Source organism: Acidimicrobiia bacterium (genome assembly GCA_035471805.1).
Lineage (GTDB): Bacteria > Actinomycetota > Acidimicrobiia > Spongiisociales > JAHEDJ01 > JAHEDJ01.
In genome coordinates this window covers 24,291-45,999 of record DATIPS010000008.1, presented here as the reverse complement: position 1 = coordinate 45,999, position 21,709 = coordinate 24,291, and the positions used below count along the sequence as shown (strand labels likewise).

20 protein-coding genes are annotated in these 21,709 nt (G+C 64.2%); 11 read left to right on the top strand and 9 right to left on the bottom strand.

Going from position 1 to position 21,709, the window contains the following annotated elements:
* Positions 1 to 206 precede the first annotated feature (206 nt).
* Positions 207 to 1,349, top strand: coding sequence for an acyl-CoA dehydrogenase family protein (locus VLT15_01685; protein HSR43926.1), 1,143 nt, complete (start codon positions 207 to 209; stop codon positions 1,347 to 1,349).
* 113 nt (positions 1,350 to 1,462) lie between these two features.
* Here VLT15_01685 and VLT15_01680 read toward each other — a convergent pair whose 3' ends face one another.
* Complete coding sequence (locus VLT15_01680) at positions 1,463 to 1,825, bottom strand: MbtH family NRPS accessory protein (protein HSR43925.1); 363 nt, start codon at positions 1,823 to 1,825, stop codon at positions 1,463 to 1,465.
* Positions 1,826 to 1,846: 21 nt separating this feature from the next.
* On the opposite strand from VLT15_01680, the gene VLT15_01675 reads away from it, so the two are divergent.
* Together VLT15_01675 and VLT15_01670 are read left to right on the top strand one after the other, a co-directional pair.
* On the top strand, positions 1,847 to 2,299 hold the full coding sequence (locus tag VLT15_01675) for an SRPBCC family protein (GenBank protein HSR43924.1): 453 nt from the start codon (positions 1,847 to 1,849) through the stop codon (positions 2,297 to 2,299).
* Between the two features lie 62 nt (positions 2,300 to 2,361).
* Entirely contained in the window at positions 2,362 to 5,853 is a 3,492-nt protein-coding gene (locus VLT15_01670) for an adenylate/guanylate cyclase domain-containing protein (protein ID HSR43923.1), read from the top strand.
* A 46-nt stretch (positions 5,854 to 5,899) separates the two neighbouring features.
* Here VLT15_01670 and VLT15_01665 read toward each other — a convergent pair whose 3' ends face one another.
* Entirely contained in the window at positions 5,900 to 7,489 is a 1,590-nt protein-coding gene (locus VLT15_01665) for an NAD(P)/FAD-dependent oxidoreductase (protein ID HSR43922.1), read from the bottom strand.
* 69 nt (positions 7,490 to 7,558) lie between these two features.
* Positions 7,559 to 7,858 (bottom strand): YciI family protein, encoded by a 300-nt coding sequence (locus VLT15_01660; protein ID HSR43921.1) that lies wholly within the window; start codon positions 7,856 to 7,858, stop codon positions 7,559 to 7,561.
* 86 nt (positions 7,859 to 7,944) lie between these two features.
* Here VLT15_01660 and VLT15_01655 point away from each other — a divergent pair, with 86 nt between their 5' ends.
* Both VLT15_01655 and VLT15_01650 read left to right on the top strand, forming a co-directional pair.
* Positions 7,945 to 8,193, top strand: a complete 249-nt coding sequence (locus VLT15_01655) for a hypothetical protein (protein ID HSR43920.1) — start codon at positions 7,945 to 7,947, stop codon at positions 8,191 to 8,193.
* A gap of 384 nt (positions 8,194 to 8,577) precedes the next feature.
* The gene (locus tag VLT15_01650; protein ID HSR43919.1) at positions 8,578 to 8,781 is read left to right on the top strand and encodes a cold-shock protein; all 204 of its coding nucleotides are present in this window, start codon (positions 8,578 to 8,580) and stop codon (positions 8,779 to 8,781) included.
* A 160-nt stretch (positions 8,782 to 8,941) separates the two neighbouring features.
* Here the strand turns inward: VLT15_01650 and VLT15_01645 are convergent, their stop codons facing one another.
* On the bottom strand, positions 8,942 to 9,115 hold the full coding sequence (locus VLT15_01645) for a hypothetical protein (GenBank protein ID HSR43918.1): 174 nt from the start codon (positions 9,113 to 9,115) through the stop codon (positions 8,942 to 8,944).
* A 171-nt stretch (positions 9,116 to 9,286) separates the two neighbouring features.
* On the opposite strand from VLT15_01645, the gene VLT15_01640 reads away from it, so the two are divergent.
* The 3 genes from VLT15_01640 (at position 9,287) to VLT15_01630 (ending at position 11,696) form a co-directional block, all read left to right on the top strand.
* Entirely contained in the window at positions 9,287 to 9,541 is a 255-nt protein-coding gene (locus VLT15_01640; protein HSR43917.1) for an RNA-binding protein, read from the top strand.
* 317 nt (positions 9,542 to 9,858) lie between these two features.
* Positions 9,859 to 10,878 (top strand): LLM class flavin-dependent oxidoreductase, encoded by a 1,020-nt coding sequence (locus VLT15_01635; GenBank protein HSR43916.1) that lies wholly within the window; start codon positions 9,859 to 9,861, stop codon positions 10,876 to 10,878.
* 29 nt (positions 10,879 to 10,907) lie between these two features.
* The gene (locus VLT15_01630; protein ID HSR43915.1) at positions 10,908 to 11,696 is read left to right on the top strand and encodes an SDR family NAD(P)-dependent oxidoreductase; all 789 of its coding nucleotides are present in this window, start codon (positions 10,908 to 10,910) and stop codon (positions 11,694 to 11,696) included.
* Between the two features lie 24 nt (positions 11,697 to 11,720).
* On the opposite strand, the gene VLT15_01625 is transcribed toward VLT15_01630, so the two are convergent.
* Both VLT15_01625 and VLT15_01620 read right to left on the bottom strand, forming a co-directional pair.
* Complete coding sequence (locus VLT15_01625) at positions 11,721 to 12,701, bottom strand: ornithine cyclodeaminase family protein (GenBank protein HSR43914.1); 981 nt, start codon at positions 12,699 to 12,701, stop codon at positions 11,721 to 11,723.
* Between the two features lie 383 nt (positions 12,702 to 13,084).
* Entirely contained in the window at positions 13,085 to 14,401 is a 1,317-nt protein-coding gene (locus VLT15_01620; GenBank protein ID HSR43913.1) for an MFS transporter, read from the bottom strand.
* Between the two features lie 74 nt (positions 14,402 to 14,475).
* Here VLT15_01620 and VLT15_01615 point away from each other — a divergent pair, with 74 nt between their 5' ends.
* Entirely contained in the window at positions 14,476 to 14,925 is a 450-nt protein-coding gene (locus VLT15_01615; protein ID HSR43912.1) for a MarR family transcriptional regulator, read from the top strand.
* A gap of 82 nt (positions 14,926 to 15,007) precedes the next feature.
* Here VLT15_01615 and VLT15_01610 read toward each other — a convergent pair whose 3' ends face one another.
* Together VLT15_01610 and VLT15_01605 are read right to left on the bottom strand one after the other, a co-directional pair.
* Positions 15,008 to 15,835: an MBL fold metallo-hydrolase gene (locus tag VLT15_01610; GenBank protein HSR43911.1), complete on the bottom strand. Its 828-nt coding sequence runs from the start codon at positions 15,833 to 15,835 to the stop codon at positions 15,008 to 15,010.
* A complete protein-coding gene (locus VLT15_01605) occupies positions 15,832 to 16,227 on the bottom strand; it encodes a PAS domain-containing protein (protein HSR43910.1) in 396 nt (131 codons plus the stop codon). Before VLT15_01605 ends, VLT15_01610 begins: the two co-directional genes overlap by 4 nt.
* Positions 16,228 to 16,412: 185 nt before the next feature.
* On the opposite strand from VLT15_01605, the gene VLT15_01600 reads away from it, so the two are divergent.
* The gene (locus VLT15_01600; protein HSR43909.1) at positions 16,413 to 18,266 is read left to right on the top strand and encodes a TM0106 family RecB-like putative nuclease; all 1,854 of its coding nucleotides are present in this window, start codon (positions 16,413 to 16,415) and stop codon (positions 18,264 to 18,266) included.
* On the opposite strand, the gene VLT15_01595 is transcribed toward VLT15_01600, so the two are convergent.
* Positions 18,179 to 19,255 carry a HAMP domain-containing sensor histidine kinase gene (locus VLT15_01595; protein HSR43908.1) on the bottom strand — a complete coding sequence of 359 codons (1,077 nt, stop codon included), beginning with the start codon at positions 19,253 to 19,255 and terminating at the stop codon, positions 18,179 to 18,181. The two genes, VLT15_01600 and VLT15_01595, sit on opposite strands and share 88 nt — an antisense overlap.
* A gap of 103 nt (positions 19,256 to 19,358) precedes the next feature.
* Between VLT15_01595 and VLT15_01590 the strand changes: the two genes are divergently transcribed.
* Positions 19,359 to 21,701: a 1-deoxy-D-xylulose-5-phosphate synthase N-terminal domain-containing protein gene (locus VLT15_01590; GenBank protein ID HSR43907.1), complete on the top strand. Its 2,343-nt coding sequence runs from the start codon at positions 19,359 to 19,361 to the stop codon at positions 21,699 to 21,701.
* Positions 21,702 to 21,709: the final 8 nt, after the last annotated feature.

Genomic DNA, 21,709 nt, shown 5'->3' with positions numbered 1-21,709 from the left:
AATCTACTGGCCCTTCACAGAGAGAGCTGCATGCGCAGTGAGAGCCGGCCGGGTTCAGCGTTACCATGGAGGCCCGAGCCGGGACAAAGAGGCGACCAGGTGAACTGCAGCCGGATTGCCCGCGATCTACGCCGGGAGCAGCGGGCGCGGCACGAAAGCGTGGCCCGTCAACGAATGATCCCACTCGAGAGACGGGAAGCCGAGACATGACCCAGCTGCCGATCTACACCGACGACCACGAGCTGTTCCGGCGGAACATCCGGGACTTCGTCGCCACCGAGATAACCCCGTTCGTCAACGAGTGGGACGAAGCCGGAGAGTTCCCCAGGGAGCTATATCGGAGAGTCGGAACCATCGGCCTGTTCGGAATCGGGTTCGACGAGCAGTACGGCGGCCTCGGCGATCACGACCCCATCCTCCTCAGCATCCTCGCCGAGGAGTTCGGCCGCTGTGGTGCCGGCGGAGTCGCAGCCTCACTGTTCTCCAACTACATCGGAGCACCACCGATCCAGACGGGAGGTTCCGACAAGGTCAAGGCCGAGATCATTCCCGGGATGCTCAAAGGTGACCTCATCTGCGCTCTCGCAGTCACCGAACCGGGCGGCGGCTCAGACGTCGCCGCCCTCGAAACAAGGGCGCAACGCGACGGCGATCACTACATCGTCAACGGACAGAAGACCTTCATAACTTCCGGCATGCGCGCCGATTATGTAACAGCGGCGGTGCGCACGGGCGGCGCCGGCCCGTCCGGAGTGTCTCTGCTGGTGGTCCCGACCAGCGCGGCCGGCTTCTATGCAACTCCGCTGGAGAAGATGGGCTGGTGGTGCTCGGATACCGCCACGCTCTACTTCGACGACTGCCGGGTACCGGCCGAATACCTGCTCGGAGTCGAGAACGCCGGGTTCGGGCTCATCATGGAGAACTTCAACTACGAACGCCTATTGCTGATCTCGGGAATGGTGGGAGCCTCCCGTCTTTGCTTCGACGAGGCTCTCGGCTGGGCCCGCGCACGACACACGTTCGGGCAACGCCTCGCCGACCATCAGGTCATCCGGCACAAACTCGTCGAGATGGACCGCATGATCAACGCCACGAAAGCCTGGATGGAGAAACTCGCCTGGCAGGTCCTGCACGGCGACAAACCCGTGGCCGAGCTGGCGGAGTGCAAGGTGCAGGCGAGCCTCACCATGGAGTTCTGTGCCCGGGAAGCTGCTCAGATTCTGGGCGGGGCCTCATACATCCGCGGCAACCCGGTGGAGCGCATCTACCGGGAGGTGAGGGTCAACGCAATCGGTGGAGGGTCTGAAGAGATCATGCGCGACCTGGCGGCCCGCCAGCTCGGTCTCTGAGCTACGCCGAACCGGTTGCCTCCGAACGCCGCGACGAAGCAAGGCCTCGACCTCGGGGCTTCGACCCGCAACAACCGGGCCGCGACAGGCCGAGTCGACTGCGGGCAGATAGATCACCGAAGTCCGAGCTTCATCCGGATCCGGCTCAGATCCACCGGCCGCATATCGGTCCACACCTCCTCGATGTACTCGAGGCACTCTTCCCTGGTTCCCGCAGAACCGGTATCCCTCCACCCTTTGACGACGGCGTTTCCAAAGGGGACAACCGAGTAATGGTTTTCGTTGTCCACGATGACCTTGTACTTGTCTTCTGAGATGTCCATCTCGTCCTTCCGGGAAATGCAGCATGAGCGTATCGGCACGCCGACGATATGGCCGACGGGCGGCGTCTTCGGCCCCGGCAGATGGGGTGAGTTGGGACGGAACACCAGCTCGATGGCATCCGCCACCCAACGGTCGACCTTCTCTTCGTGCACAATTAGATGAGAGGCGCCACGATGCGACGGCTGACGGATTCGATTCAGATCGACTCTCCTGTCGAGCCAATCTGGCGATGGCTCGCCGACCTGGCCGAGCACTACACCGATTGGCACCCCGACCACATCTCGGCCGGGTGGGAAAGTGGCGGCCCCGACAAGGTCGGTTCGGTCCTGAGAGCCGTCGAGTACATCGGGGGCAGACGCGAGGTCCTCCGGTTCGAGATGACCTCCATCGATCCTCCATCGGGATTCGAATACCGCATACGGGGTCCTATCTCGATGCTTCTCCCCCGGGGTTCTTTCGAGATCACGCCCTCCGACGGTGGATCGCAGTTCAAGGCAACCATCTGCTACAGGTTCGGCAAGCTCACCGAGAGCCTGTTCAAGAATCGAACAGGAGCGCTGAGCAGACACATGCGGGAGGAGGGCGAGAACCTGAAGAAGCTCATCGAGTCGGCCCGGCCACGATGATCGCCGCATCGAAACGGCTCTTCGGCCTGCTCAGAATCGTTGACGCCTTAGACTCGAACCCGATGCCTATCACCTGCCCATCCTGTAGCACGCCGGCGGCCGAAGACGCCCGATTCTGTGCTGCCTGCGGAACATCACTTGCGCCCGCCTGTGTTGCGTGCGGTTCCGAAGTCCCGCCTGGTTCGCAGTTCTGCCCTTCGTGCGGGGCTTCCCAGGCGACGCCTGAACCGGCGCCCACTCCCCTCCGGGCCGGTGAAGAACGGCGAGTCATCACAGCACTGTTCACAGACCTGGTCGGCTTCACCGCCCACACAGCCGCCTCCGATCCCGAAGACGTCCGCACTCGCTTGACCACCTATCACAAACGGTGCAGGGAAGACGTCGAGCGGTTCGGGGGGCAGATCCAGGAACTGCTCGGCGACGGGATATTCGCCGTGTTCGGTTCTCCGATTGCCCACGAGGACGATCCTGAGCGAGCTATTCGTGCCGCCCTCCGCATCCAGGAGTCCGTAGAGCAACTCAATGCAGATCAGCCCGACCTGGTACTCGCCGTCCGCGCCGCCGTCGCCACCGGGGAAGCGCTCGTGCAACTCGAGCCGCATCCAGACCGGGTGGCCGTGGTCGGCGACGTCGTGAACACCGCCGCCCGGTTGGAGCAACATGCCCCGCCGGGACGGGTGGTGGTCGACGAGCGCACCTACCTGGCCGCGCGGCGGACCATCGAGTTCCGGGAGAGAGAACCCGTCACCGTCAAGGGGAAGGCCGATCCCATCCCCATCTGGCTGGCTGAAGCCCCCCGCAGCCGCTACGGCGTGGCAATCGAGGAAGCCGCAGGTTCGTTCTTCGTGGGACGGTCTGGTGAGTTGAGCACGCTGACGGAGTCGTTCGAGCGGGCTCTCGCCCGCCGTGCTCCACAGATGGTCACGATCGTCGGCGAGCCCGGCGTGGGCAAGAGCCGCCTGGTTCGCGAGTTCAGAAGCCACATCGACAAACGCTCCGACCTCGTCTGGTGGCGCGAAGGGCGTTGCCTCCCGTACGGGGAGGGTGTCACCTTCTGGGCCCTGAGCGAGGTCGTCAAAGCCCAGGCCGGCATCCTCGAGGCCGAACCATCGGACGAGGCCGCCCACAAGTTGCAGGTGGCAGTCGATTCGCTGGTCGATGACGAAGACGAGGCTGCATGGCTGAGACTCCGACTGGCTCCCCTGGCCGGGACCGGGGACATCGATGTCTCAACAGAGCGGGGCGAGCTCTTCTCAGCCTGGCTGCGATTCCTCGAAGTGCTTTCGAGCCGTGACCCTCTGGTGCTGGTGCTCGAAGATCTGCAGTGGGCCGACGGGGTGCTGCTCGAGTTCGTCGAGTACGTGCTCGACTGGGCTGAGGATGCACCTATCTTGCTGGTGTGCACGGCCCGACCCGAGCTGTTCACCGACCATCCAGAGTGGGGTGGGGGAAAGCGCGATGCGACCACCCTTTCTCTTCCCCCGCTGGACCCGAAGGAGACCGCCGACCTGCTCATGGGTCTGGCCGGCCGATCGGTCATGCCCGCCAGGGCCCAGCAGGCACTACTCGAGCGAAGCGGAGGCAACCCGCTCTACGTCACCGAGCTGATGCGACTGGTCGCCGAGCAAGGCTCTCTGGACACGGCCGACGAAGACACCGAGCTCCTGCTCCCGGACACCGTGCAGGCGATCATCGCCGCCCGCCTCGACCTGCTCGAACCCGACGATCGACTGCTCCTCCAGGCAGCCTCGGTCATCGGCAAGGTCTTCTGGGCGGGGGCACTGTCGTTTCTCGGCGCCGGGGAAAGTGAGGGGATCCGGACCTCCCTGCGCACGCTGGTCTCGCGCGAGCTGATCCGTCCGGTGCGGCGTTCCTCGATGAAGGGCCAGGACGAGTACACCTTCGCCCACGTACTCATCCGGGACGTCGCCTACGGACAGATCACCAGAACGGAACGGGCACGTCTCCACGGCGAGGTGGCCCGCTGGCTCGAAGCGATCAGCGGCGAACGAGTGCTCGAAGTGGCTGAGCTCGTTGCCCAACACCACCTGCGCTCCCTGGAACTCCAACCGAGCGACGACGAACAGCGGCTCAACCAGGTCTACCGGTTCGTGATGTTGGCCGGCGAGCGGGTCCAGGCCCTAGACGTCGACAGAGGTACCTTCTTCTACAGGAAGGCGGCCGAACTTGCGCGCACGGCGCGTGATCGAGGTCGGGCTCTCCTGGCGTTCGGCAAGATCACCTCCGGTCACATCGATGAAGCCGCAGAGGCCCTCGATCAGGCGGTGATGGCCTTCCGGGAAGCCGGATCGGTTCTGGACGAGGCCGATGCGCTGTCAACCCGGGCAACCACAGAGTGGTATCGAGGGGATGCCGAAGTGGCAGATCGCTTCGACGACCATGCTCTTGAACTGGTCGAGGCGGCCGAACCGAGCGACCTGGTCGCCAGAGTGCTGGCCGGTCGAGCGGCCCACCTCCAGCTGCGTGGACGCAGTGAAGAAGGACTGGAGATGGCCGATCGGGCGATAGCCGTTGCGCAGCACGTAGGTTCGACCGAGCACTATGTGCGGGGGCTGTCGGCCAGGGGAAATGCGCTCCTCCAGCTGGGCGACCCCACCGGCGAGGACGACCTCCGGGAAACACTGCGAATCAGCCTGGATCGCAACGACGCCCGTTCCGCATTGGTGGCGTATAACAACGTCGCCACCCACGTCGCCGTCGTGGGACGCCTCACCGAGGCCAAGGAACTCATCGAGGAAGCGATCGAATACGGAAGTCAAAGAGGCTACCTGGCGGCGGCGGACTGGTCCCGCATGACCAGATGTGAAACGCTCTTCCCGCTGGGAGAATGGAACGCCACGCTGAACGCCGCCCGGCAACTGCAGGAGGCGGATCAAGCCCGGGGCGGTTCGCAGATCACCACTTTCGCAAAGGGCTGGGAGGCGATCGTGCTCTTCTACCGGGGCTCGACCGTACCGGCCAGGCAGCTGTGGGCAGAGGTGCTGGAGCAAGCACGGAAGATCCAGGATGCTCAGGGCCTCTTCCCCGCCCTCGCCAACGGCATCCTCATTTGGGAAGCGCTGGGTGAGGCAGTCGATGCCAAACGCATGGCCGACGAGTTCGCCGAGATCGCCAAAGACAATCCGGTGTTCCTGGCCATGCATCTTCCCGCCGCCGCCCGCGCGATGGTCTCTCTTGGCCTGGAAGACCAGGTTGAGCGACTGGTCCGGCTGGCGAAGCCCACCTCGGACTGGATGGCCGCGCAAATTGGAGGAGCGAGGGCTCACCTCGCTGAGAAGCGGGGAGACTTCGCAAAAGCCCTCGACCTCTTCAGGACCGTTGTGAAGGTGGGAGTTCCTCTCGAGCAACGCTTCTGGGTGGCGGTGGCCAGGATCGGCGCCGGTCGCTGCCTGCTGGAGCTGGGCCGGGATGATGAAGCCGCAGAGGAACTGAGAGCAGCCCGGGAAGCCGCCGACGCGATGGAAGCCGAACTCCTCCTCGACGAGATCGACAGGCTCGAATCACCGGAGGAAAAGGCCCTCCCGAGCGGGTAGCCGGAGCCGAGGGCCGCGCTTCCACCGGTTGGCGTAAGAAGACGGCTCAGACCGTCGGGCGCCTCATCAGCGGCTGCAGGAAGCGGGCTCCCTTGAGAGGTTCGGCGGCCAGCGCTGCCATGACCCCACCACTCAGGCCGCCGGCAACTCCCGGAGTCGAAACATCCACTCCGCCCAGGTAGAGGCCTCTTATCGAAGTACGCGGCAACAGCGACACATCCCCAAACCGCTCGGGTGTGGTGCCGAGACCGTAGATCGATCCCCTGGCCGAGGCGGCGAAGTGGCTGGTCGACAAGGGAGTCGACATCTCGGCGTGATCCACCATCCGGGCCAGCTCGGGGTAGTGCATCAGATACTGGTCCAGCAGTGTCTTCGTCAACTCGTCCTTGAAAGCGTCGTAGTCGGCCCCGCGCCGCTTCCATCTCGTGCCGGACCACCGGGAAAAGGACTCCCACGGTACGAACGTGATCACTTCCCCTGTGTTGCGCTGCACCGGACCCGGATCGTGCATCGGGTCTTTCAGAGAAGGAAAGCTGCAGAAGAGCACCGGAGAGGGCCCGATCGGCCGGTCGGGGCTGATGTCCCATCCCTCGACCTCCATGTCCCAGGAGTCGAAATACCACTGGCAATAACGCTCTGCACCGTGTGCGGCGATATCCCCTTTGAACCCCAGGTAGAGGCTGACATGGGCCGGTCCCGCCTCACGGTAAGGCTCGCCGGTCGCCGGCAGGCCCTGTTCGAGCATATTGGAGGTCGGAATGGCACCTGCCGCGCTGATGACCCGTTTGGCCGGGACCTCGGTGCCGTCCGACAGGCGCACTCCCGTGACACTGCCGCGCTGCACCAAGATCTCATCGACCGAACGCCGGACGGCCGTCCACCCACCGGCCTCTGCAACGGTGCCGAGCAGACCGTAGGCGATGCTGGTGGAGCCTCCGACCGGGTAGTAGGCGCCTCGCAGGAAATGCTGCACCATCATCGCGTGCATCGCGAACGACGACTTGGCCGGCGTGGCGCCGTAGTACCCCCACTGGGCGGACAGCACTGCACGCAACCGCACATCGTCGGTCAAGGAGGCCAGCATCTCGGCGGTGGTGATGCCCAGATATCGACCGGCAGAATCGGCGGCGCGTTTGCGTCCACCCGGTGAAAGCATGCGGGGCGTGGCTCTGGACTGCAAGAACTTGGAGGTGGAACGGGCGGCGGCCCGGACTGCGGTCAGATACTGGTCGATGGCGTCGCGCTCGGCCGGGAAGTAGTCGATCAAAGTCTCGCGAAACCGTTCTCGCGAATCCGGAAGCTGAATCGAGAAACCGTCCGGGAAGTTGAACTCGTCGTACACGCCGCCCACCGACTCCCACTGGAGCCGGCCGTCCGTCAGGTTCTGCAGGAGTCGGCCGAGGTAGCTCTTGTCGGACATCTCCCCCACGATGTGCACTCCGACGTCCCAGCGGTATCCCGGCCGCTTGAACATCTGCGTGAAGCCGCCCGGGATGTTGTGCTGTTCGAGCACGAGAACCCGCCGTCCGAGCTTGGAGAGCATTGCCGCGGCGACCATTCCGCCCATGCCCGAGCCGATGACGACGTAGTCCCAATGTGTGTCTGGGATCTCATGACTCCAGGGACGGTCGGTCATTGCCGGCTACCTCTCGCGACGATCTAAACGCCGATGGTTGCTCCTGCCCGAGTAAGTGTCAACAGCGGATCATTCGCGACCGCGCAGCAGCGAGACGCGGAAGGGCCGAAGCTCGCCACGCGCAAAACCACCGGCTATCACCGGGTCTTCCTCCATGATTCGCCGGGCAACTGCTTCGTCCGCGGCCTCGAAGATCGTGATACCGGTGTTCACCCGACCGAGCGTGGGACCGACCAGCACCAGCACACCCTCGGCATGCAGTCGCCGGAATCGCTCGAAATGCTCCTCCCATACCGCCTCCTCCTCGGCGGTCATGGTCGCCGCAAAATCCTCGCGGGGTGGATGGATGAAGTAGATCCATTCGGCCATACGTGGAGTGTACGAGGACCCACCGATTCACGGTGGCCGGCCGAGTCAACTACATTCGAAGGGGAAGATTCGAAATGAGAGGTGTCATGAAGAAGCTCTTCAAGTTGGCGCTGCTGGCGGCGGCCGTCGCAGGCGTTGCGAAGTTCATCGAGGGCCAGAAGGCGGCATGGACCGGACTGACGGAACCCGAACTCCGCGAAAAGCTCCATACCAAGCTCGACGACAAGATGCCGAGCGAGAAGGTAGAAGAAATCGGCGACAAGGTCATCGGAGAGATGCGCAAGCGCGGCATGGTCGGCGAGGAAGCCGCCGACGAAGTACCGGCCGACGCCTGATCGATACGCCACAATCCGGTCCCCCATCACACCGGAAAGTTCGGTACTGACCGGGTAGGAACGCTCAGGGTGGGCGCGCCCTTTCTGCGCGTCCCGACGACCGGGCTGTTCAGTGGCCGAGATCGCGGCTATCATCATTCGTGCCCGAACTAGATCGGGCCTCGCAGCGTCGCTCCTTCCTAGATTGATCGGCCTTTTGTCCTCGCGATTCTCAGGAGTCCGCAGTTCGAATGCGTGACGAGCCGGCTCGTGAGTCGGGCACAGGATCGAGTTAGCGACTCCGCTCCTCACCCCTCAAGTTTCCCGTTTCGAACACCTGCGGGAAGAACAACCCGGGTTTCAAACCCGGCGCGCCGAACAGCGCACGACCCAGGAGGTCGAGAAATGAAAGTCACCGGAACCGTCAAGTTCTTCAATGAACAAAAGGGCTTCGGCTTCATCACCACGCAGGAGGGCACCGACGTTTTCGTCCACGCGTCCAACATCGAAGGCGGCGGATTCCGCACGCTTTCGGAGGGCCAGTCGGTGGAGTACGAAACCGCAGCAGGGCGCAAAGGCCCGGAAGCGGTAAACGTCAGGCCCGTCTAGCGTGGCACAACGCGGGCGTGAAGGCATGGCCAAGCGCGCCCGGGAAAGGGCCCGCCAGGAACGCCAGGAGGCAAAACGCGAACGGCGTGAATCCTCATTGGAGTCTGCAACGGACCCGAGCGATGCCCCCGACGAGTCAAAACTGATGGAAGAATTCCATTCACTCTCCGAGCGCCATGCTGCCGGCGATCTTGGAGAGCAGCAATACCAGGAAGAGCGGCATCGAATCTTCGTCGAGCTCGGAATCGAGTCCGACGAAGCCGACTGAATACCGTCCGACACTCGAAACGGCGACCGCGACCGGAATCGCCGATCGTCTAGCCGTTTCGAGCACTACACTTCATATACAGCGTACGCACCATGTGTACACCGCCAGCTCCGCCTCCCAATGTTCCGTCGGCGGAGTGACCGCAGGACATGCAGGTTCTCGTCGAAGCCGCCGGCTCCGACCCCCCAACGCAGATCAGGCGAGGCGTTGGCCCCCGACGGTTCGCAAGGAGAGACTGTGTCCAAAAACCTATACGTGGGCAACCTCACGTTCAACACGACTTCCGCCGACCTTGAGCGGATGTTCGCCGCACACGGCGATGTCGACAAAGCTCAGGTGATCACCGATCGCGACACCGGCCGCTCACGCGGTTTCGGCTTCGTGGAGATGGCGACCGCAGAAGGCGCCAACGCGGCTATCGAAGCCCTCGACGGCCAGAACGTCGACGGACGCGCCCTGACCGTCAACGTCGCCAAAGAACGTTCGCGGTGAAGTCCGGTCCCGCCAGGAAAATCGACGGCGGGAGACAACGTTGCGTTGGGTGCGGTCATCCTCGCATGGAGCATCGTGGCTCCGAGGAATGCACTGTACCGAAATGCGTTTGTCGCAAGCACGAGCTGGCCGAGCCGAAAGGAAACCGGTCGTAAGCTCCAGCTTCTAACTACTGCCGGCCCCGCCTGCAAAGGCGGGGCCGGCTAATTCCGGAACTTCAATGCCCTTCCGTTTTCTCAGCAATACTGACGTTCCCAGCGCGCAACAGTATTGCTGAGAAAACTTCTAGTCCGCCGTTGTCGGCATAATGCCCGCCCATGGAACTAGGCATCACCACATTCGCCGAGACTCACCCCGACCCCGAGACTGGGAATACGATCAGCCACGGCGACCGGCTCCGCCAGGTTCTCGAAGAGATCGAACTCGCCGAGCAGGTGGGACTCGACGTCTACGGCATCGGCGAACACCACCGGCCGGACTTCGCCGCTTCCTCTCCGGCCATCGTGCTGGCCGCTGCAGCCGGTCGTACCAGCCGGATCCGGCTCATCCCGGCGGTGATCATCCTGTCGTCGGCCGATCCCGTCCGCACCTACCAGGACTTCGCCACTCTCGACCTGCTTTCGTCCGGCCGGGCCGAGCTGCTCGTAGGCCGGGGTTCGTTCATCGAGTCGTTCCCACTGTTCGGCTACTCGCTCGCCGACTACGACGAACTGTTCGCCGAGAAACTCGACCTGCTACTCCTGATCCACGAGAACGAGCGGGTGACCTGGTCGGGAAGATTCCGACCACCGATCGATGATCAACCCGTCTATCCCCGCCACGAGCAGTTGCCCATCTCGGTGGCCGTCGGCGGTACACCCGCCTCCGTCATCCGGGCGGCTCAGCGCGGGCTGCCGATCACGCTGGCAATCATCGGAGGGAGCCCGGACCGTTTCGCCGTCTTGACGGATCTCCACCGGAGAACACTGGTTGCATCCGGGTTCGACCCGGCGGATGCGCCGCCGGCACTGCACGCCCATGGATACATCGCGGACGGCAGCGAGCAGGCCGCCGAAGAGTTCTATCCCTCCTATGCAATCGCCATGTCCCAGCTAGGGAGCGAGCGAGGTTGGGGTCCCATGACCAGGCAGCAGTACGACATGATGCGAGGCCCGGGCGGCTCGCTGGTGTTGGGTGACGTGGAGACGGTCGCCCGCAAGATCCTCCACCTGCGCGATATGCTCGGGATAGATCGTTTCATGCTGCACATCAGCGTCGGGACCCTCCCCCACGACAAGGTACTCCGCTCGATCGAGCTGCTGGGTACCCGGGTCGCCCCGCTCATCCGCGACGCCTGAACAAGCCGGTTCTTCGATAGGATCCTGTCGTGACACCCGCACTCTTCTCGCTCGACGAACGCGTGGCCCTGGTGACGGGAGCCGGCAGCCCGTCGGGTATCGGCTTCGCTTGCGCCCGCCTCATCGGAGAGCTCGGCGCGAGTGTCATGATCACATCGACAACCGACCGCATCCACGAACGAGTCTTGGAACTGCAGAAATCCGGGATCGACGCAGGAGGCTCGTTCGGCGATCTCACCGACGAGCGGTACGCCGACGAACTGATCGCAGAAACGGTCGAGGCGTTTGGGAGACTCGACATCCTGGTCAACAACGCCGGAATGACGAGCGTGAGCCTTCCCGGCGAAGCCGAAGCAGGAGAACTGGCCACGCTCCCCACCGAGGTTTGGCGGGCATCCCTCAGACGCAACCTGGACACCGCTTTCCTGGTTTCCCGTGCCGCCGTCCCCCACATGCTCGAGAACCAGTGGGGTCGGATCATCAACGTGTCGAGTGTCACCGGGCCGGTCATGGCGATGCGGGCCGACCCGGCCTACGCCGCCTCGAAAGCGGCCCTCGAAGGGCTGACCCGCTCGATCGCCGTCGACTACGCCCGGTACGGAATCACCGCCAACGCGGTTGCCCCGGGATGGATTGCGACGGGCTCCCAGACGGAGGATGAAGTCGGACAGGGACTCGCCACGCCAATGGGACGAAGCGCTGCGCCGGACGAGGTGGCTGCAGCCGTCGCCTGGCTGGCCACTCCGGGAGCCGCCTACACGACCGGCCAGAGCATCATCGTCGACGGCGGGAACTCCGTCTCGGAAGAGCGAAGCTGACGGCGGACCCGGATTGCCGGAGCTTCACCCGCCCCGAATCACCGTGCCGAGTCCGAGCGCCCGTGCTCTTCTGTAGGCCTCTGGGAGGATGGCCGCGTATTCGCCCCAAATGCCGAGCGCCACAAAGAGGATGACCTCCGAGTCGGTCTGTCTGCCGGGAGCGCGCCCACCGACGATGTCCGGCCATTCGATCGCGTCTCCGCTGCTCAAGCGACCCTCACCGATCAGCTTGACCATCTCCGGTATGCGGTAGCTGACATATTGCCAGCGGTCCACCACCAGCCGATCGGCCTCTTCGAACAACTCCTCGGCGACCTCCTGGTACGAGCCGAGTCGAGCGACGAATGCACCGGGCTTGACCCATTCCGGTCGAACGTTGACTGCACTGCCGGTCGTCACCGTTACAACGATGTCCGCCCCGCGCACGGCTTCCTCAGCGGAGTCGATAACGCGCACCGGCGCCTTCAGCCTGCCGGCCATCTCGGATACATACCGGCCGGCAGCTTCCGGGACGGCATCGACGATGCGCAACTCGTCGAGGTCGAAGAGATGGTCGATAGCGTCTGCGTGGTGACGGCCGAGAACGCCGGCACCAAAGATCGTGGCAACTCGAGAATCCGGACGGGCCAGGCGCCGGGCCGTGGCCCCGGTCGACGCACCCGTCTTGAGGCCGGTGATCCAGTCTGCCTCCATTAGGGCGACCGGGAGCCCGGTCTTCGCATCGAACAGCAGAACTTGCGAGTCGGTTGCCGGCAACCCTTGGGCCGGATTGCCCTCGAAGAAGCTGAAGCTCTTCACATAGGCGAACTCCTCACCGGCCATGTAGCCGGAGAAGGGTTTGAGGAACCCGTTCTCCCCCACCGACATGTAGAACTTGTCTCCGGCGACGTCGCCGGCGGCATCGGCTTCGATTCCGCGCTCGGCCAATCCAATGGCCTCGGGCATGGCCAGAGATTGCCGGACTTCTGCCTCGGTCAGGAACACGAGACCCGGTCGCTTCAACACCCTGCTACCTCCTCATTGCGAACGCCGAACGGCGCCCGATGTCGGGATGAATGTACTAGCCGTGAAGTCGCGTGGAACGGGTCGCGTTGTTCAACCGCCCGGCGACCATTCGGACCAGTTGAACCGGTCATCTCCGTCGCCCCGGCAGCCGGCGGCACCGGCGTAGACCTCCTCGCGCGGAGGGTCTCGGGGGTGGCTCTTGCCGGGCTAGTTGCCGATCGCCGGCCGGTTCGAGACACCGGTGCGGGCATCGGTCTCGGAAATCAACCAACCGGGGCCTCCGCCGGAGGTGGCGCGGCCTCGTCGGCGGAGTCCTGCTTCCCGTCTCGGCCGAGAGGTCGTCCGGACAAGGGCCGGCCGCTTGGAGTGTCGGGCAATCGACTTCAGTTCGAAATTCGAACCGGTTCCAAGTCGGGGATTTCAGTCTCGAGGTTCTTGATCCTCGGATGGTTCAGCGCCACTGCCACCGTGGCTATCGCAAGCAAACCGGCGAGGGCAAACATCAACCCGATCCCCCGCCCGGGGCCGGAGCCGAATACGACCCCCAGCAAGCCGGAAGCGTCGAGCATCAAGGGCTCGAAGAAATGGTCGGCGAGCACCCCGGCCAGCAGAAAGGCGGCGGGAGAAGCCGCGATTGCCGAGACCTGGCGGATTGCGAACACCCGGCCCTGGAGTTCGGGCGGGACTTTGGACTGCCAGATCGACTGACTGCTCCCTCCGGCGATCGGATGGGTTGCGTTTATCAGGAGGATGCCTGCCATGACGAAACCTACGACGGGTCGGATTCCCATCAGGACGAGGCCGACCCCCATTGCCAGAATCGGGTAGTAGACGCCGGCGATCCTGTTCCCGGGGCCGCCCCAGGCGCTCAGCGCCAGGCTGCCGAGCACGACCCCACCCGACCCGATTGAGACGATCAAGCCGGCGGTCTGCTCGTTCGTCAGGTTCAGCAGCAGCGGGATGATCAGGACACCCTGGAACGCGAACGCGAAGTTCACCGTGACGAAAGACAAGACGAGGATGAAGAGGCCACGGCGTTCGAGAACGAAGTCGAGGCCTTCCCTGGCCTCCAGAGCGAGTCCGCGGATGCCGCGTCCGCGCCGCTCACTCTTCTCGGCTGCCGGGAACCGCACTGCGAGAAGGGTTCCGATCGCGCAGAGAAAGGTTGCGAAGTCAATGATGAAGATGAGCACGATGCCCTGCCAGACGATGGCCGCCGCCGCCATTACCGGCGCGGCGATGCCGCCGATGCTTCCTGCCAACTGGACCAGACCCGAACCGCGCGCGTAGTGCTCCTTGGGTATGAGCAGGGTGGTAGCTGCCGAATAGGCGGGGAACTGGAATGCCCTGAAGATGCCGCTGACCGACAGGCATCCATAGAGATGCCACGTCTCCAGATTGCCGGTAACGAGGAGGAGCATGATGGCCAGGGTCCCGAGAGAAGCCCCGGCGTCGGCGAGAATCATCGCCGAACGGCGATCCCACCGATCGATCAACGCCCCCGCGAATGGAGTCACCAGCAGCATCGGCACCGTGGCGGCCGCGACGATGAGAGCCAGCTGCAGCGCCGAGCCGGTTTCTCTATAGACCCAGATCGCCAGGCCGAAGCCGGTCATCGCCGACCCGAGGTTCGAAATGAGCTGACCGAGCCACACAATCCCGAAGGTTCTGAATCCGGGTATCCGAAGGAGTTCTCTCACGACAATCTACTTCGCTAGATTAGTTTTCTAGTATACTATATGCGAAGACAGCATCTAGTGCAAGAATGTGGGCCATGGGATACGACCAGCAGCCTCTCTGGCGTCAGGTAGCGGCACAAACGCTGCACGCCTCCTTTCTGCTCAAAGCGAAGATCGAAGAAGTGCTCCAGCAGGAGACGGGTCTGTTGCTCGCAGATCACGAGGCGCTGCTCAACCTCGAGCATGCCCGGCAGCCGCCCCGCATGTCCGACATCGCCCAGAGCCTGACACTCTCCGCCGGCGGCACCACCAAGGTCATCGATCGGCTCGAGGCGCTCGGCTACGTGGCCAGAAGCCCCGATCCCGCCGACAGGCGGGCAACCGTTGTGGAGATCACGCCGGAAGGCCGGGAGGCACATGCACGGACCCGAAGAGTCGTAGACGCCGAGCTGGAAGCCGCCTGGGCGAAGCACATGACGGAATCAGAAGCGAAGGTCATCGTCGAGGTGATGAGGCGAGTGCTCGACGAGCACCTCCACGACTGACCGCCGGCCAGGTGAACCACCGCGACAGGACCCGCCGGGATGATCGGGAACCCGGGCTTGCGCGATGATTCGATGAGCCGGCCTAGGCTTCGATCGTGGCGCCTGCCAGACCGGGCACCAGGTCGAAGGGCAGGTCTCGATCTCGCTTTATCTCATCCATCAGGTGATCGATCAGCTCATCCGTGTGGTCCGGTGAATGATGGAACATCACCAGCTTTCCGACGCCTGCCATCGCTGCGAAATCCGCTGTGTGGGAGAGCGTGCTGTGACCCCATCCGACCCTGGTCCGGTACTCCTCGTCGGTGTACTGGGTGTCGTGAATGAGCACGTCGACGCCCTCGGCCAGTCCGAATCCCGACGTCCACAGGGGTTCCGAAACCAGGTTCTCACCGCCGAGCGCCGGCTCATGATCCGGCAGATAGGCGAGACTGCGCCCGTCGGCCGACACCCGATAGCCGAGCGCGCGCCCCGAGTGGATGATCAAGTCGGATGTGACTGAAAACGGTCCGATCGAGAAATCCTCGGAACCGATCTCGTGAAGAACGAGGTTGGGAAGATCACGCAGATGAACCGGAAACAGCGGCGGGGAGAGGTATCTGCCGAGGCGGGCCGCCAACGGTCGATGGGATGACTCCGGCCCCCAGATGTGGACCTCGATATCTGGATTGAAGAGCGAGCTGAGGAACCCGAGTCCCTGGATGTGGTCCATGTGCAGGTGGGTGAGCAGCACATGAACCGGTGCCGAACCGGCCGCCGGCGATGCGTGGACCACACCCGACCCGGCGTCCAGCAAGAGCACGGTGCCGTCATCTGCGCAAACCTCGACCGCCGACGTGTCGCCGCCGTAGCGAACGGTGGCAGGTCCCGCCCGGCCCACCGATCCTCTGGTGCCGAGGAGAGTGGCTTTCAACCGTCGAGCTCCCAGAAGGTGGCCAGAGCCCCGACCCTGCGGTCGCCTACTCCGACCAGCGGGATGGCAGTCACTCCGATGACCCGCCATACCCCGTCGAAGGACCGGATCCGCATCGGTCGATGAGCGGGAATCCAATCCCTGAGGGCGATCACGAGGGGAAGATCATTCGCCGGCATCTCGGTTCCGTCCAGATCCTCGGTCACGAAGCGCTCGGCGAGCGCAGAAGCTGGCATCTCCCCCGCCTCGCCGAACCGCACCCCGAGGATCCCTTCAGCCGGTTCGTTGTAGAACACGAGGTTGCCGAGCGCATCGGAGATCCACACGGGATGGGACATAGATTCGGCGAGCCGTCTGGCCAGTATCAGCTCAATCGGATGTTGGGTCGCCATGTATCCCCCGAGATGGTAGGTGGATTCTACGCCAAGAAACCGGGCAAGGCACAAGACCCACCCGGCGTTCTGGTCGAGGGCTCTGATCTCCCGGCGCGCAGGCCGTCATGCCGGATCCGACCACATCCACCCGGCCACCGAACGATGGCATCCGGGAGGCCGAAAGCGTCCTAGGCTCGCCGGGCATGCCGACTCGATACGACACAACCTCGGTTCCCCTCCAGGGCGGATACATCGCAAAGCAATGCCCGGTTGTCGCGCATCTTGCCAACGACCCGACCCTCGAGGTGGTGGCGCTCGATCGGCCGGACGACGCTCAGTTGCGCATCGACCGCGGTATCGAGTTCGAGGCCGAGATAATCGCAGAGCTCGTCGCTCTGCATCCTGAGGGGATCGTCGTCGACCGCAGTGCCCCTCCAGTCGATCGTGAGGCTGCCACCCGGGCGGCGATGGAGGCACAGGCCGGACTGATCATCGGCGGTCGCCTCTCACCCGACATCCACGGCAAACGCGTCGGCGAACCCGACCTGCTCGTTTCAATGAGCGAGCCGGACGGAAGGACGTCCTACCTGCCGGTCGACGTCAAGCACCACCTGACGATCGAGGAAGGCTCCGGCGCAGCGATGGTCGAGGTGAGTCCCCTTGCGGCTCCCCGACCCGATCACGCAGCACCCGAAGCGGGATCGTTGCGCTCCCGGGAGGATGACGCACTGCAACTGGCTCATTACCACCGCATGCTCGAAGCGGCGGGATTCGCCCACACGAATCCGACCGGCGGGATCATCGGCAAGGAACACCGGGTCGTCTGGTACGACTTGACCGAGCCGATGTGGAAGTCGGGCGGGCGGACCCGAACGACACTCGAGCGCTACGACTTCGAGTTCGACTTCCGTCTCGACATCATCGCCGTAGCCCGGCAGCGGGGAGACGATCCATCGCTGGAGCCGCTCGTCGTCCCGGTCAGAATCGCCGACTGCGACTCATGCGACTGGTGGGAAGTGTGCCGGCCGGTTCTCGAGAGCAAGGACGACGTGAGTCTGCTGCCTCGAATCGGCTGGCCGCAATGGCGCGACCTCCACCTCGGCGCCATCACCACCACCGGGCAACTCGCCTCGCTCGACTGGGAAACCGCCGATCTCATCGCTCGAGGAGTCGATCTGCGCACATATGTGAATCGAGCGCCGGATTTCCCGCCCTCGGCACCGGTCGCCGACGTAATCGGCAAAAGGCGCACCAAGCAGATCGCCGATCTCGAGCTCGCCGGGTTCTCGACCGCCGGCGACGCGCTCCGGCTCGACGGTTCCACCATCGACGTGGCCTACGCACGCGGGGATGCCCCACTGAAATCGCTGGCCGCTCACATCGACACCGCCCGTGCCCGCCTCGGCCCGGCCCCCGCCTATCGGCGCCGCGGAATCGAGGATGTGCTGGTTCCCCGCGCCGACGTCGAGATCGACATCGACATGGAGAACACGATCGATGAGGACGCCTACCTCTGGGGTGCTCTGGTCACGGACCCGTCCGGCCGCACCTACCACCCGTTTGTCACCTGGGAGCCGATGGATGCCGGAGGTGGCGCCCGCCGCGAAGTATTCGATGGGTTCTGGAACTGGCTCAGCGGGCAGATCGAAACGAACTCGGCTGCCGGACGAACGGTGGCCGTCTATTGCTACTCCAGCCAGGCCGAGGAGCGGCACATGCGACGGGGACTCACCGAGGATGATGCAGGGCAAGTCGAGTCGGTCGAAGCCCTGATCCGCTCGGAACGCTGGATCGACATGAGGAAAGTATTCGAACGGCAGCTGATCACCGGCTCGGGATCCGGCCTCAAGGTTGTGGCAGGGCTGGCCGGGTTCCGGTGGCGGGACGACGACCCTGGAGGTGGTCGGTCGATGGTCTGGTACGAGCAAGCGGTCGCGGGAGACGAGGCGGCGCGGATGAGGCTGCTCGCCTACAACGAGGACGACGTTCTGGCAACCGCCCGGTTGCGAGCGTGGATGGACGAATCATCATTCCCGTCCATTGCCTCGGCGACCTGACCGGTCGACACCCCATCGGATCCGGAGACCGCCGGGAACGACAACCGGAACGTGCTCATTCCGTCCTCGTAGACATAGGTGAGTTCCCCATCCATCATCCTGGCGAGCTTGCGGGCCACCGTCAGACCCAGCCCTACCGAATCAGACACGGCGAGCACCTGGGCGGAACTCTGGTACGGCTCGAATACTCGATCTCGATCATGCTCCGGTATGCCGTCCCCGTTGTCGCATACGCAGATAGTCACCACGCCGTCGCTCGACCGGGTCACGATCCGACGCTGCGGGCCCCCGTACCGGACGGCGTTGGTCAGGAGGTTGCGAACGATCTGTCGAACTCGAGTCGCGTCGACCTCGGCAACGGCGGGCTCGAGATCCAGCTCGAAGGAGTCCCGCTCGGCCTGAGTGCAAACACAACCGGCAAATACCGTACTCACCTCTTCGGCGAGGTCGTGCACGTCCTTCACAATGGCCACCGCTCCGATGTCGGCGCGGGCTGTGAGGAGCAGGTCTTCGATGATGAAGCTGAGCTCCCTGCTCTGGTCGGCTATCACCTCGAGGAGCTCGTGCTCTTCGGCTTTGGAGAGATTCACATCATTATCGACGAGCTCCTGAGCGAAACCGCTGACGACGGTGAGCGGCGTGCGAAGCTCGTGGCTGACGACCGCCAGAAACTGATCCTTGGCTCGGGCGTGCTCCTCGAGTCGACGGTTGCTCACCTCCAACTCGGCCGTGCGCTCGTGCACCTTCTGATCGGTTGCCCGCAGAGCGCCGACCAGCTTGGCGTGCTCGAGTCCGATCCACATGGCGGCTACGGCAAGAACGAACGGGGCAAGATTGACTATCCACAGCACGGGCTGCTCTGCGTATGCCTCTGAGAGGCCCACCCGGCCGGCGCGAGTGGCGACAACCCACCCGATCAACGGGAACAGGGAGCCGAAGAGAAATCCTAAGACTCCCCATCGGGCAATGGAGTCTCTCCGTTTACTCACCGATAAGTAATCGGTTTCTGCGCGTGCACTCTTGAGCGATACGGCCGGGAGACGCCCCGATCTTCGAGCAGGCGGCGGTCCGACCCGCGAGAATGCTGCCACGATGCCCCACCCGGACCGTTCATCGACCACGCCGGACCTCGACGTTCTGCGCGCAATCGAACAGCGGATCCTTTGGCTGGCGGTGCGGATGGTCGATCATGCGAACCGCTCAGACTCAGGCGGAATCAAGACCGGCGGCCACCAGGCGTCGTCGGCGTCGATGGTTTCGATCATGACCGCTCTCTGGTTTGGTCACATAGGCGGCGAGGACAAGGTGGCGGTCAAGCCACACGCTTCTCCCGTCTACCACGCCATCAAATACCTGACCGGTGAACTCGACCGCGCCTACCTCACACGCCTCCGCCGCATGGGCGGCCTCCAGGCGTACCCGTCCCGCACCAAGGACCCCGATGTGGCCGACTTCTCCACCGGGTCGGTCGGACTCGGGGCAGTAGCCCCTCTCTTCTCGGCGGCCACCCGCCGCTATCTGAACCATCACTTCGAACAACGGCCGGCTGCCCGCTTCATCGCCACGGTCGGGGATGCGGAACTCGACGAAGGCAACGTGTGGGAGGCAATCGCCGAACCGGCCCTCCAAGGTCTCGGCAACGTGATGATGATCATCGACCTGAACCGTCAAAGCCTCGACAGAATCGTGCCGGGAATCCGGGCGGGCAGGCTCCAGCGCTTCTTCGCGGATGCCGGGTGGCATGTCGTCGAAGCCAAGTACGGGAACCTCCTTCACGAAGCATTCGCCAGGCCCGGTGGTGAGATACTCCGACGACACATCGACGAGATGTCCAACGAGGAGTACCAGAGCCTGTTCGCATACCGGGGTGCCGAACTGCGGCAACGCTTCCTGGCCAACGCACCCGCAGATCTGCGCACGTTCCTCGATGACGTCGGCGACGTTGACCTCGCCCCGTTGATCGGCGACCTCGGCGGCCATGACCTCGATCTGCTGATCCGCGCCTACCGCGAGTGCGATGCCGAGAAGGAACGCCCGAGCGTCGTGTTTGCCTACACCGTGAAGGGATGGGGGCTGCCGATCGCCGGCCACCCGCTGAACCACTCTGCATTGCTCACAGCCGAGCAGGTGGGCGATCTCCGCGCGGGAGCCGGTCTGAGCGAGGACACGGAGTGGGACCGGCTCGATCCCGATTCGCCTGCAGGTCGCCTGTGCGACGCGGTCGGGCGCGAAATCAACAACATGCCCCCGCCATCCAGGCCGGAGATCAACATCGGCCGCGAAACCGCGCAGCACCCCTCCACACGCCCGACGTCCACCCAGGAACAGTTCGGGCGCATCCTCACGGCTCTGGGCAGCGACCCGGCCGTCGCGGAGCGCCTCGTCACCGCTTCCCCCGATGTTGCCACCTCGACCAACCTGGGAGGGTGGATCAACAAGATGGGCGTCTACTCGCCCGTCGAGCGAACGGACTACTTCGACGATGAACGCCTGTTGCGCTGGCAACCCGGGCCGAAGGGAAGGCACATCGAACTGGGGATCTCCGAGATGAACCTCTTCCTGCTTCTGGGGCAACTCGGACTGGCTCACGAACACCACGGCCAGATGCTCGTTCCGATCGGGACGGTCTACGACCCGTTTGTGTTGCGAGGCCTCGACGCCCTCGTCTACTCGCTCTACAACGGCAGCCGGTTCGTTGTCGCCGGGACCCCTTCGGGAATCACGCTGGCACCGGAAGGAGGAGCACACCAGTCGAGCGTTACACCTTCGATAGGGATGGAACTGCCCGGTATCACCGCCTGCGAAGCCTCCTACGGGCGGGCGCTCGACTGGCTTCTCTCGGACGGAATTCGCCGCCTCTCCGAACCCGACGGAGCGAGCCTCTACCTGCGGTTGTCCACCCGGCCCATCGACCAGGCCCCGTTCGAGGCCGCCGTCGGCCGGCTGGGTGTTGAAGCCGTTCGGCAGGACGTGCTGGCAGGCGGATACCGGCTCCGCGAGCCTGCCCGGGAGTCGCCGTCCGGGATCATCATCGCCGCCACCGGACCTCTGATGCCCGAGGTCCTGGCCGCGGCTGACGGTCTCGAAGAGGAAGGCATCGCCACAACCGTCCTCGACATCACGAGCCAGGACCGGCTGTTCGGGGAGTGGAGAGAGGCCCTGGCCCGATCGGCCCGGAACCAGGCCGTCCGGAGCGCACTTCACCTCGAGAAGATCATCAACGCCGCCGAGCGGCACCTGCCGATCCTGACCGTCCAGGACGCATCGAGCCACACCCTTGCCTGGCTTGGCTCGGTGTTCGGCCAGCGCGTCGTCCCGCTGGGCGTCGACCGATTCGGCGAATCGGGAACGATAGGTGAGCTGTATGAGTCCTTCGGCTTGCTTGCCGACCAGATAGTCAACAGCGGTGTGGCCGCGGTCAACCTGCCCGGCTGAACGGCCGA